1 protein-coding gene is annotated in these 268 nt (G+C 60.8%); it reads left to right on the forward strand.

Translation table 11 applies throughout. The annotated features are described in order from the left end of the window. Positions 1 to 49: 49 nt before the first annotated feature. Positions 50 to 268: FAD-dependent oxidoreductase (locus H6A60_RS13200; RefSeq protein WP_205105324.1), on the forward strand; the 219-nt coding region annotated here is incomplete at its 3' end.

The following is a 268-nucleotide window of genomic DNA, read 5'->3' on the forward strand; positions in this document are numbered from 1 at the left end:
GGGTACATCACGCCGCGGATTTCTTCAGTCGATCGCAGCCGGTTCCGCCATGGCGGTCGTTCACGCGCCTGCCGCTTCGGCAGAAGAGAAGACGTGTTTTGACTTATCGACCGACGTCGTTGTGGTCGGTCTCGGTGCTGCGGGTGCGGCCACGGCCATAACCGCGGCCGACAAAGGGGCTCAAGTTCTTTTGATCGAGCGCCAGCCTCTCAAGACGCTTCGCTCCAACACGAGAATGTCTGGCGGCTACATCCACTGTCCGGAGAAG

The sequence above is a fragment of the Sutterella massiliensis genome, assembly GCF_016899755.1.
GTDB classification, from domain to species: Bacteria; Pseudomonadota; Gammaproteobacteria; order Burkholderiales; family Burkholderiaceae_F; genus Sutterella; species Sutterella massiliensis.